The organism is Lentisphaera araneosa HTCC2155 (genome assembly GCF_000170755.1).
In the GTDB taxonomy this organism is placed as follows: Bacteria; Verrucomicrobiota; Lentisphaeria; order Lentisphaerales; family Lentisphaeraceae; genus Lentisphaera; species Lentisphaera araneosa.
Genome location: NZ_ABCK01000054.1, coordinates 1 through 10,222, shown reverse-complemented (window position 1 = coordinate 10,222; position 10,222 = coordinate 1). Strand labels below are relative to the sequence as shown.

Below are 10,222 nucleotides of genomic sequence, written 5' to 3'. Positions count from 1 at the left end.
GGACTGCAAAAGCACTCACTGCACCAAAGCACATAGCTGTTAATAAGAATTTTTTCATTGTATTACCTCTTTTGTTTATGTTAGGGTTGGATAATTTTACAAGATCAAAATACCCACCGCAAGATTTCTTCGCAGAAACAAGCTCACATTAACTATTTTTTAACATTTGAAAGCACCCCTTAAATTTGTCGTGTTTTTTCTATATAAACTCCTTGCAGGAAATACTTTTTACGATACCTTAGCCACTCTTTAATTGATGGCACCAGCTCTCTCTCATACCAAAACGATGTGCTGTCGAATCAAGACTTTAATATTATAGAATAAGCATAAGGGCAAACTCATGTCTATCACACTCAAAGCTGCTAAGCGCGAAATCGTTGGCAAAAAATCAAAGAAACTTCGTAGAGAAGCTATCATCCCAGGCAACCTCCAAGGTCGCAAAATCGAAAACGTAAATATCCAGATCGCTCAAAAAGATCTTCAAGTTGCTATTAAAGCAGCTGGTACTACTAACATCATCGAACTCGATGTTGATGGCACAAAGCACGAAGTTCTTCTTCGCGAAGTTCTCCGTACCACTAACCAACAGCACTTCGTACACGTTGAATTCTACGCTCCGGACATGGATGTAGCTGTTAAGACTTCTGTTCCAGTTAAAGTTGTTGGCGACAACAAACTTATCACTGCTGGCGGTATTCTTGTGACTCCTCAGTCAAACCTCGAACTTGCTGCTCTTCCAAAAGCACTTCCAGAGTTCATCGAAGTTGACATCTCTTCACTCCAATCTTTCTCAGACGTTATCACAGTTGCTTCACTTCCTGCAATTGAAAACGTTGAGTACCTCAGTGCTCCCGGTACTGCGCTTGCATACATTGCAGAAACACGCGCAACACGTTCTGCAGCAGCTGACGAAAAAGAAGCAGTAGCCGAATAAATTCAACTTAGCTTTTAAGAAGCCGACCTCTTGGGTCGGCTTTTTTTATGAGGTCAACTATGTCATTTCCCGAAACACTCCCAACAGCAATCAAGTCTTGGTTTGAAAAACAAAACTTTGAGCAACTCCTCCCTATCCAAGATCTAACTCTGAGAAGATCCCTAGAAGAGCAACAGCTCATCATTTCATCTCCCACTGGATCGGGGAAAACTTTAGCCTTCCTCATTCCGCTAGCTAAAAAACTCGAAGCCAAATCCAATGCTCGCACCTTAATACTGTCGCCCTCTCCTGAGCTGGCCATGCAAAATATTAAAGTGATTCGCGACATCTTCCCTCAGACAAAAGCCACCGCAGTCATAAGCGGCGTTAATATTGATCGTCAAAAAGACCAACTCAAAAAGCGTCCACAGATTATCTCGGCGACACCCGGCCGTTTACGTGACTTCATTGTACGTGGCCTAATAAAACCACAAGACTTTGATATCCTCGTCATTGACGAGATTGACGCCCTGCTTCGCGAAGGCATCGAAAACCTAGTGGCTGACTTACTACAAAACATGCCAGTCGAAAATCACCAATGCATCGTTGCATCTGCCACAGTTACTAATAAGACAGAAGAACTTCTCACTTATTGGCGCCCCGAATTCTTTCTTATCGAAAATAAAGAAACGGCTTCAACCAAACACTCTTACGTGTTCACCAATCCCAATAGACGCGACATTTGCTTGATGAAACTCATCCGCAAGGAAAAAATCAAAAGAGCCATCGTCTTTGTCAACAATTTTGAACACACCCGCCACACAATCAAGTTCTTCGAGAAAGACAAACTGAAAGCCAACTACCTAGAAGCTGCCATCAGTAAAACGGCTCGTACACAAAGACTCAAAGACTTTAAAGATGGCAAAATCAATTTCCTCATCACAACCGACCTCCTCAGCCGAGGCTTCGATTGCACCGACACCGTCGTCATCCATTACCACTGCCCTATTACTATAGAAAGCTTCAAACACCGCAGCGGCCGTACTGGTCGAGGTGATCAAGAAGGCTCAAACTATCTCATCATTACCGAGACAGAGCTTTTCTACATGGGTAAGTACGAGCGCAAAATGGATATCAAATTTTCTGAAATTGACCTCGCCAACAACCGCAGAGCCAAAACTCTTGAGGACTCGGACCAAGAAATAAGCTCTGAAGCTCCAAAAGCGAGAGTCAAGCAAGATAAGCCTCGCCAAGCTCCAAAAAACAAAAAGAGCAAGATCAGAGCTCAACTTGCTAGGGAAGCTAAAAAAGAAGCTGCCAAAGCAAACAAAAAGAAAACACGAACCAAGCGCAAAGGCAAGCCTGGCACACACAAAAAGAAAGGGCCTCAGAGCTAAACCCTAAGACCCTTCAAGAAAATCTAATTTAGACCTTAGATCCCACTATTAGAAAGAAAGTTTGAAACGCGCGACAACAAGCCCGTGACTTGTGGGTGCGATGATTCGAAATCTTCGATCATTTTTGTTATATCATTAACTAAACCCTCTTTTTCTGACTCTTGTTCAGCCTTGAGTTTTGCAACCAACGCCTCCAATTCAAGCTTCTTCGAACTATCGAGTTCCGCATTCTGGATTTCTTGTTCTAACTTTTCTAAAGTCTCATTCATCGTAAATCTCCTGTTTTCCTTAATATAAATCCCCACTCAAGAATAAAAGCTCAGAGCACACAAAAAAGCGACAATTATTGTCAGTACCTAAGCAATACTAAAACTTAAAGATATACAACAATTGTATGACAGCTTAAAAAGCTTACGCTTTTTGTAAAAAGATCTATAAGTTAATGTTTTACATAGACTTGAACAAGAAATGCAAATATCTGTTAAAAATTTAACAGGCAGTCTTGATTTCCTCATTCGATCATTTATTTTAGGCGCGATTTATGAATGAACAAAAAAACAATAATCGACCCCCTTCGTGGATGAGCACTAGCAGCCTGGGTCTTGAACTCGCAATCGTCCTCGGACTGGGAGTTTGGGCAGGAAATAAAGCTGATCAGAAGTACGGATGTGAACCACTGGGAGTTTTGCTTGGAGTTTTTTTCGGATTTATATACGGATCGTATTCCTTTTGGAAGTTACTCAAAATGAATACAACAACGAAAAAGAAGAAGGATAAAAAAGACAGTGATGCAAGCTCTTAGCAAGCCACTCAGCCTCGCAGCCATCTTAACTGGCCCGGCACTTATCGCTATTTATGCGATGAGCGCAAATGTTTCTTTTTTGTCCGCGGACTTCGTCACCCCACTCAGCCTTGTCCTTATTAATAGTGTCGCCGTCATTATCATTAATGAGATTTTTATGACCCTTATGAAAGACGTCACTCTTGGCCTCGGACTCAAACTTGCCAAATCATTTTTACTTATTGCGATCCTCGCAATCGCCCTCTTTACACAAATCTTGACAGATCCCAAATTTGCTTGCTTCGCCTTCTTGATTGGCTATAGCTCAAGCATGGTATTTGAAACAATTTCATATAAAAATAACATCTCAAAAAAAGTAAACTAGCATGAACGTATTAAATACACTCCTTGCGGCTTCAGGCCAAAATCACCCCACCAAGATGGATGCCATCATCTTTTGGATTAAAGATCACATGTCTCTCGCCGGTAAACACTGGTCACCAGCTGGCTTTGGCGAAGGTCCTAACATCTTTAGCAACAACTTCACAACGCAGTCTTTCTTTTTAATCCTTTCTGCAGTTATCACCTTAATCCTTTTTGGTGTCCTCTATAATAAGAAGCAAAAAACTCCTACTGGTCTCACAAACTTCCTCGAACCCTTCGTTATTTACGTTCGCGACGAAATCGCCGTAAAGAACATGGGCGAAAAAGACGGCAAAGCTTGGACTCCTTTCTTCTGCTCACTCTTCTTCCTCATCCTCGGCTCAAACCTTCTCGGCCTCATTCCTGGTAACGCTACTGCAACAGGTACTTTCTGGATCACTGGCTCACTCGCACTCATCGTTTTCCTTTGCATGACTTTAGTTGTAGCGATCAAATACGGTCCTGTTAACTTCATCAAAGCTTTCATGCCCCCAGGTGTTCCTGGCTGGGTACTGCTCCTTCTCACTCCATTAGAGATGATTGGCCTCGTCGTTAAATGTGTTTCACTCACAATTCGTCTATTCGCTAATATGCTTGCGGGTCACATCGTCCTTTTCTCTATCATGGCACTCCTCTACGTATTCAGCTACTACGCAATTTTAGCTTACCCAATTGCAATCGGCATCTACGCTCTCGAAGTATTTGTTGGTTTCCTTCAAGCATACGTATTCACTTTCCTTGCGGCTCTATTCATTGGCGAGATGTTCCACCACGCACATCCTCACCACGATCATGATGAAGAGCACGCTCACTAATCCCCTTTCTTGAAAAACAAGATTCTTAAGCAATACAAAATAACAAAAACAAAAATAAAAAAAACGGAGAACTAACATGTTCAACTCTATCCTCGCTCAAGCTGCTGAAGCTGCTGTAACTGGTACACAACTCATTGGTCCTAAAGCTGGCGCTGCAATCGGTGCTGGTATCGTAGCTGTAGGCGCTGGCCTCGGTATTGGTAAACTTGCTGCTTCAGCAATGGAAGGTATCGCTCGTCAACCAGAAGCTGGTGACAACATTAAAGGTTCTATGATTGTTGCTGCTGCACTTATTGAAGGTGTATCACTTTTCGGCGTTGTTGTTTGCCTTCTTGCAGCACTATAATCCTTTAGCGGTTGAATTTTATGAAAATGGTAAAAGTTAAAGCATTAGCTTTTGCCTGCCTCGTTCTAACAGCTATGCCAACTATGGCGGCAGGTGGAGCAGATGCGGGACAATACGGCGAAAATGCCGCCATTCCTATGGCGATCATTTCGTGGATTTGTTTCTTCTCGCTCCTCTTCGTCGGTGGCAAAATCGCTTGGAAGCCAATTTTGGCTAACCTCGATGCACGTGAAACGCGCATCCGCGAATCTCTTGAAAACGCTGACCGTATCGATAGTCAGTTAGCTGACACTGAAGCAAGCACTAAGAAGCTTATTTCAGATGCAGAAGCTAGCGCTAAATCTATCGTTACAGGTGCTAAAGAGACTGCTCAAAAACTCGCTAAAGAAATTAACGACACAGCAAAAGCTGAAGCTCAATCACTCAGAGAGAACGCTCTCAAAGATATTGAAAACGCTCGCGCTAAAGCCGTTTCTAGCCTTCGTGACGAAAGTGCAGAACTAGCTGTAACACTTGCAGGCAAACTTATCGGAGAAAATTTAGACTCCGAAAAAAGCCGTGTACTAACCGATAAAATAATCGATACTCTTTAATTATGTTGACCTCAAAAGCAGCCAAAAGATATGCGAAGGCCTTTTTTAGCCTGGCGCAGGACAAGGGTAAGCTTGACGAAGTAAGAGCGGATTTTAACGCTCTTGCGGAACTCGCAGCTCAGTCGGAAGAATTGACTACTTTTCTTTCATCTCCACTCGTAGCCCAAGATAAAAGGCTTGAGCTTTTGAAGTCTCTGTTTGAAGGTAAAATTGGCGCAACTGCCATGAGCTTTGTGACTTTCCTTAATCAGAAAGACAGAACTCCAGTTCTCGCCGAAGTCTGTGAATACTTCGAAGTCTTCTGTAACGAAGCTGCCAATGTTCAGCTCGTTACTATCACTTCTGCCCAAGAATTGAGCGAAACTCAAGTCAAAGCAATCGAAGTGAAATTAGAAGCTAAGCTCAACAAAACCATCAAAGCTAGCACGGAGCTCGATGCTTCTTTGCTCGGCGGTTTTAAAATTGCTATCGGCGATCAAGTCATTGATCACTCAATCACAGCTCAACTCAACTCTCTCAAACAGAGTATCGTTAACGCGTAAAGGAAAATAATTATGGCAACAGATATTAAGCCGGAAGAAGTTTCAGCCATCCTCAAAGAGCAGTTCGCTGCTTTTGAAGCGGGTGCTCAAACTTACGAAACTGGCAAAGTCCTAAGCGTTGGTGATGGTATCGCCCGCGTTTACGGTCTCGAGAATGTCATGGCTGGTGAACTCGTTGAGTTCGCTTGTGGACTCCAGGGTCTAGCGATGAACCTCGAAGAAGACAATGTTGGTGTTGCGATCTTTGGTGAAGACAAATCGATCTGTGAAGGTATGGAAGTAAAACGTACCAATACAATCGCATCTGTCCCAACTGGTGATGCACTCCTCGGTCGTGTTGTTGACGCATTGGGTAACCCAATCGACGGCAAAGGCCCAATCAGCACTGAAAATTCTCGTCCAATTGAATTTAAAGCACCTGGTATCATGGAGCGTAAATCCGTTCATGAGCCACTCCAAACTGGTGTTAAAGTTATTGACGCCCTCACCCCTGTAGGTCGTGGTCAGCGTGAGTTGATCATTGGTGACCGTAAAACTGGTAAGACAACTCTTGCCGTTGATACGATCATTAACCAAAAAGGTAAAGGCGTTCAGTGTTTCTACGTAGCTATCGGCCAAAAGCGTTCTACTGTGGTTCAAATCGCAGAGACTCTTAAGCAGCACGGTGCTCTTGAATACACAACTATTATTGCAGCTACTGCTTCTGACCCTGCTCCTATGCAGTTCCTCGCTCCGTACTCAGGTACAGCGATGGCAGAACACTACTGCTACCTCGGATCACCGACTTTCGGTGGTACTGAAGGCGTTGCAGGCGGCCACGCACTCATCGTTTATGATGATTTGACTAAACAGTCACAAGCTTACCGTCAGCTCTCACTCCTTCTCCGTCGTCCTCCAGGACGTGAAGCTTTCCCAGGTGACGTATTCTATACTCACTCACGTTTGCTCGAACGTTCTGTTAAGCTTTCAGAGTCTGAAGGTGCTGGTTCTATTACGGCACTTCCAATTATTGAGACTCAAGCGAACGATGTATCTGCTTATATCCCCACAAACGTAATTTCGATTACAGATGGCCAGATTTTCCTTGAATCTGACCTCTTCAACGCTGGTCAGCGTCCTGCAATTAACGCGGGTCTCTCTGTATCACGTGTTGGTGGTGCCGCTCAAACTAAATCTATGAAGAAGACAGCCGGTACACTCCGTCTTGACTTGGCTCAGTACCGCGAACTCGCGGCATTCTCCCAGTTCGCTTCTGACTTAGACCCTGCGACTCGTGCTCAGCTCGAGAAAGGCCAACGTTTGATGGAAGTATGTAAGCAAGGTATCAACGAGCCTCAATCAGTGGCTGAACAAGTATGTCTCATCTATGCAGGTACCAATGGTTACCTCAACGATATCCCAGTAGACAAAGTTGTTAGCTATACTGCTGAGCTCAACGAAGCCCTGTCAACACGCTATAAAGATTTCAGCGACAAGTTCGCTGTTGAAGTTACTAATGATGACTTCTCGAAAGATCTTATCGCCGAAATGACAGACATTGTTAAATCTACTACAGAAAGCTTCAGTAGCTCACTGTAAATAAGCGGATAGAACTATGCCCAGTCAAAAAGAATACAACGTAAAAATCGCGAGCTTAGGCAACACAGCCAAAGTAACGAAGACCATGAACATGGTCTCCACGGCTAAGTACCGTAAAGCTCAAGATGCTCAGGGCAGCTCAAAACTCTATTCAGATCAGCTAAACCAGGTTATTGCTGGCTTAGCTGCCTCTGGTGGTGAGCTTTCTCATCCCCTTATGAAAACTTCCGAAGTAAAAAAGGTTCTCGTCATTACTTTCACATCAGACAAAGGTCTCTGTGCTGGTTTTAATAATAACCTTATCAAATTCGTAGAAAACTTCCGTCGCGATAAGGCCGACAAGTATGAAACAATTGATTTCATCACTTGCGGTAAGCGCGGTTACAATGCCATCCGCAAGGAAAACAATGTAATTGCCAACTACGACGACAAGACTTCTAATCCAGAATTTGATACCGCTCGCGAAATCGGTGATAAAGTTCAGAAACTCTTTATTGACGGCGACTATGACCAAGTCATTATTGCCAACAACAACTTCGTTTCTGCTCTTTCTCAGATTCCTACCCTCACAACTCTACTCCCTGTGAGTGGCGCTGCTGCGGAAGAAACTGAGTCCACCGAGAACGCAACGGACTACATTTACGAACCTGGCCAAGCAGAACTCCTGAGCTATCTGCTTCCAAAGACCGTAAACTTCCAAGTTTTCAAAGCTTTTCTGGAAAATGCCGCTGGTGAACACGCTGCGCGAATGGCTGCTATGGATGCTGCCTCGACCAACGCGAAAGACCTCATACAGAAATACACTGTTCTGCGCAACCGTGCACGTCAAGCAGCCATTACGACTGAATTGACCGAGATCGTTGCCGGCGCTGAAAGTTTAAAATAGGATAACTATTATGTCAGAATCAACAACAGGCAAAGTCCTTCAGATCATGGGTGCCGTGATCGACGTTGAATTTTCCGGTGGAACTATCCCGGGTATCTTCAACGCTTTGAAAGTGACTAACCCTTCAATTAACGACCAAGAGGGCAACTTAGTTCTCGAAGTAGCCCAGCACTTGGGTGAAGGCGTCGTTCGTACCATCGCTTTGGACTCTACTGAGGGTCTTCACCGTGGTGCTGTTGTTACCGACACTGGCGCGGGCCTTAAAGTTCCCGTTGGTGATGAAGTTCTTGGCCGTGCCATGAACCTCCTCGGTGACCCAATCGATAATAAACCAGTCGTAGAATCTAGCGACGAGTGGGAAATTCACCGTGAAGCTCCCGCTTTTGCTGATCAGGACACGGGTACAGAAGTACTTGTTACTGGTATCAAAGTATTGACCTCCTCGCTCCTTATCGTAAGGGTGGTAAAATTGGTCTCTTTGGTGGTGCTGGTGTAGGTAAAACAGTTCTTATCCAGGAGCTCATCAATAATATCGCACAGGAATTCGGTGGTAACTCCGTATTCGCTGGTGTAGGTGAGCGTACTCGTGAAGGTACAGACCTCTACGAAGAAATGGCTGAAGCTGGCGTACTCGAGAAAACTGTTCTCGTATACGGTCAGATGAATGAACCTCCCGGAGCTCGTGCTCGTGTAGCTCTGTCTGCACTCACAATGGCGGAATACTTCCGTGACGTGAAAAAGCGTGACGTACTCCTCTTCGTTGATAATATCTTCCGTTTCACACAGGCCGGTGCCGAAGTATCTGCACTTCTCGGTCGTATTCCTTCTGCGGTAGGTTACCAGCCTACATTAGCGGTTGAGATGGGTGAACTCCAGGAACGTATTACATCAACTAAAGACGGTTCTATTACATCTGTACAAGCTGTATACGTACCTGCGGATGACTACACTGACCCGGCTCCTGCAACAACATTTGCTCACTTGGATGCAACTACTGAACTCTCACGTCCTCTTTCACAGCTCGGTATCTACCCTGCGGTAGACCCACTCACTTCTTCTTCGACCATCTTGGCTCCTGAAGTTGTTGGTGATGAACAGTACCAAGTTGCGACTGACGTTAAAATGATCCTCCAGAAGTACAAAGAGCTTCAGGATATCATTGCGATTCTCGGTATGGATGAACTCTCTGAAGAAGACCGTCTCACTGTAGAACGTGCTCGTAAGATTCAGAAGTTCCTTTCACAGCCTTTCCACGTAGCAGAAATCTTTACCGGTCTTAAAGGTAAATACGTTGCATTGGAAGACACTGTCCAGTCCTTCAAAGAAGTACTCGAAGGTAAGCATGACGATGTTCCTGAGCAAGCATTCTACCTCGTTGGTGGTATCAACGAAGTACTTGAGAAAGCTAAAACTCTCGAAGGTTAATCATGTCATTTCAACTTAAAATCATCACTCCCGCACGTCTCGTTTTCGAAGGTACTGTCGATTCAGTCCGCCTCCCAGGACTCGACGGGGATTTTGGTGTACTCGACAATCACGCAGCACTCATCTCCGGCATTGCCGTTGGTGCCCTGCAATATGATGTCAACGGCCAACGCAAGAGCATCAAGCTCGAAGGCGGCTTTGTTGAAGTGAACGACAATGTAGTCAGCGTACTCGCGGATAGCGCTCAGCTCCCAGAGTAAACTCACTCATTGCCCTTCCTAAAGCCCCAAGTTCACAAGAACTTGGGGCTTTTCTTGTGCTGCCACACAGGCGAGTACTGCTAATTATCAGCCCTGGATAAGGGTAGGGAAAGCTCCTTGCGGAGCCTCCCCTCCTTCCGAACCGTACGTGCGGATCTCCCGCATACGGCTCTCCGGTCAATGCTTACTCCGAAGAGACTGAGATCCAATAGCCAAGCCTCTTCCAGTGAAAGACCCTAGCTCTGCAAAGTATTTCTTGGTAT

12 protein-coding genes and 1 pseudogene are annotated in these 10,222 nt (G+C 44.8%); 12 read left to right on the top strand and 1 reads right to left on the bottom strand.

Annotation, left to right across the window (positions count from 1 at the left end):
* Positions 1 to 340 precede the first annotated feature (340 nt).
* Together LNTAR_RS24285 and LNTAR_RS24280 are read left to right on the top strand one after the other, a co-directional pair.
* Positions 341 to 934: a 50S ribosomal protein L25 gene (locus LNTAR_RS24285; protein ID WP_007281432.1), complete on the top strand. Its 594-nt coding sequence runs from the start codon at positions 341 to 343 to the stop codon at positions 932 to 934.
* Positions 935 to 993: 59 nt separating this feature from the next.
* Positions 994 to 2,310: a DEAD/DEAH box helicase gene (locus LNTAR_RS24280; protein ID WP_007281431.1), complete on the top strand. Its 1,317-nt coding sequence runs from the start codon at positions 994 to 996 to the stop codon at positions 2,308 to 2,310.
* A 35-nt stretch (positions 2,311 to 2,345) separates the two neighbouring features.
* Here LNTAR_RS24280 and LNTAR_RS24275 read toward each other — a convergent pair whose 3' ends face one another.
* Positions 2,346 to 2,579: a DUF4404 family protein gene (locus tag LNTAR_RS24275; protein WP_007281430.1), complete on the bottom strand. Its 234-nt coding sequence runs from the start codon at positions 2,577 to 2,579 to the stop codon at positions 2,346 to 2,348.
* 272 nt (positions 2,580 to 2,851) lie between these two features.
* On the opposite strand from LNTAR_RS24275, the gene LNTAR_RS24270 reads away from it, so the two are divergent.
* The 10 genes and pseudogenes from LNTAR_RS24270 (at position 2,852) to atpC (ending at position 9,959) form a co-directional block, all read left to right on the top strand.
* A complete protein-coding gene (locus LNTAR_RS24270; RefSeq protein WP_007281429.1) occupies positions 2,852 to 3,112 on the top strand; it encodes an AtpZ/AtpI family protein in 261 nt (86 codons plus the stop codon).
* Positions 3,096 to 3,476 carry a hypothetical protein gene (locus LNTAR_RS24265; RefSeq protein WP_157473836.1) on the top strand — a complete coding sequence of 127 codons (381 nt, stop codon included), beginning with the start codon at positions 3,096 to 3,098 and terminating at the stop codon, positions 3,474 to 3,476. Before LNTAR_RS24270 ends, LNTAR_RS24265 begins: the two co-directional genes overlap by 17 nt.
* A 1-nt stretch (position 3,477) precedes the next feature.
* Entirely contained in the window at positions 3,478 to 4,329 is an 852-nt protein-coding gene (gene atpB, locus LNTAR_RS24260; protein WP_007281427.1) for a F0F1 ATP synthase subunit A, read from the top strand.
* Between the two features lie 76 nt (positions 4,330 to 4,405).
* Positions 4,406 to 4,675, top strand: coding sequence for an ATP synthase F0 subunit C (locus tag LNTAR_RS24255; RefSeq protein WP_007281426.1), 270 nt, complete (start codon positions 4,406 to 4,408; stop codon positions 4,673 to 4,675).
* 20 nt (positions 4,676 to 4,695) lie between these two features.
* Positions 4,696 to 5,268, top strand: coding sequence for a F0F1 ATP synthase subunit B (atpF, locus tag LNTAR_RS24250; protein ID WP_007281425.1), 573 nt, complete (start codon positions 4,696 to 4,698; stop codon positions 5,266 to 5,268).
* 2 nt (positions 5,269 to 5,270) lie between these two features.
* A complete protein-coding gene (gene atpH, locus LNTAR_RS24245; RefSeq protein ID WP_007281424.1) occupies positions 5,271 to 5,810 on the top strand; it encodes an ATP synthase F1 subunit delta in 540 nt (179 codons plus the stop codon).
* Between the two features lie 12 nt (positions 5,811 to 5,822).
* Positions 5,823 to 7,388: a F0F1 ATP synthase subunit alpha gene (gene atpA / locus LNTAR_RS24240; RefSeq protein WP_007281423.1), complete on the top strand. Its 1,566-nt coding sequence runs from the start codon at positions 5,823 to 5,825 to the stop codon at positions 7,386 to 7,388.
* 16 nt (positions 7,389 to 7,404) lie between these two features.
* Positions 7,405 to 8,274, top strand: coding sequence for an ATP synthase F1 subunit gamma (gene atpG / locus LNTAR_RS24235; protein ID WP_007281422.1), 870 nt, complete (start codon positions 7,405 to 7,407; stop codon positions 8,272 to 8,274).
* Between the two features lie 10 nt (positions 8,275 to 8,284).
* Positions 8,285 to 9,699 (top strand): annotated as a pseudogene (atpD, locus tag LNTAR_RS24230) (F0F1 ATP synthase subunit beta).
* A 2-nt stretch (positions 9,700 to 9,701) separates the two neighbouring features.
* Complete coding sequence (gene atpC, locus LNTAR_RS24225) at positions 9,702 to 9,959, top strand: ATP synthase F1 subunit epsilon (protein WP_007281419.1); 258 nt, start codon at positions 9,702 to 9,704, stop codon at positions 9,957 to 9,959.
* Positions 9,960 to 10,222 lie beyond the last annotated feature (263 nt).

Bases quoted from the DNA above. Each gene is read 5' to 3' on its own strand.
- LNTAR_RS24285 (WP_007281432.1), top strand. From the start codon at position 341: ATGTCTATCACACTCAAAGCTGCTAAGCGCGAAATCGTTGGCAAAAAA.
- LNTAR_RS24280 (WP_007281431.1), top strand. From the start codon at position 994: ATGTCATTTCCCGAAACACTCCCAACAGCAATCAAGTCTTGGTTTGAA.
- LNTAR_RS24275 (WP_007281430.1), bottom strand. From the start codon at position 2,579: ATGAATGAGACTTTAGAAAAGTTAGAACAAGAAATCCAGAATGCGGAA.
- LNTAR_RS24270 (WP_007281429.1), top strand. From the start codon at position 2,852: ATGAATGAACAAAAAAACAATAATCGACCCCCTTCGTGGATGAGCACT.
- atpB (WP_007281427.1), top strand. From the start codon at position 3,478: ATGAACGTATTAAATACACTCCTTGCGGCTTCAGGCCAAAATCACCCC.
- LNTAR_RS24255 (WP_007281426.1), top strand. From the start codon at position 4,406: ATGTTCAACTCTATCCTCGCTCAAGCTGCTGAAGCTGCTGTAACTGGT.
- atpF (WP_007281425.1), top strand. From the start codon at position 4,696: ATGAAAATGGTAAAAGTTAAAGCATTAGCTTTTGCCTGCCTCGTTCTA.
- atpH (WP_007281424.1), top strand. From the start codon at position 5,271: ATGTTGACCTCAAAAGCAGCCAAAAGATATGCGAAGGCCTTTTTTAGC.
- atpA (WP_007281423.1), top strand. From the start codon at position 5,823: ATGGCAACAGATATTAAGCCGGAAGAAGTTTCAGCCATCCTCAAAGAG.
- atpG (WP_007281422.1), top strand. From the start codon at position 7,405: ATGCCCAGTCAAAAAGAATACAACGTAAAAATCGCGAGCTTAGGCAAC.
- atpC (WP_007281419.1), top strand. From the start codon at position 9,702: ATGTCATTTCAACTTAAAATCATCACTCCCGCACGTCTCGTTTTCGAA.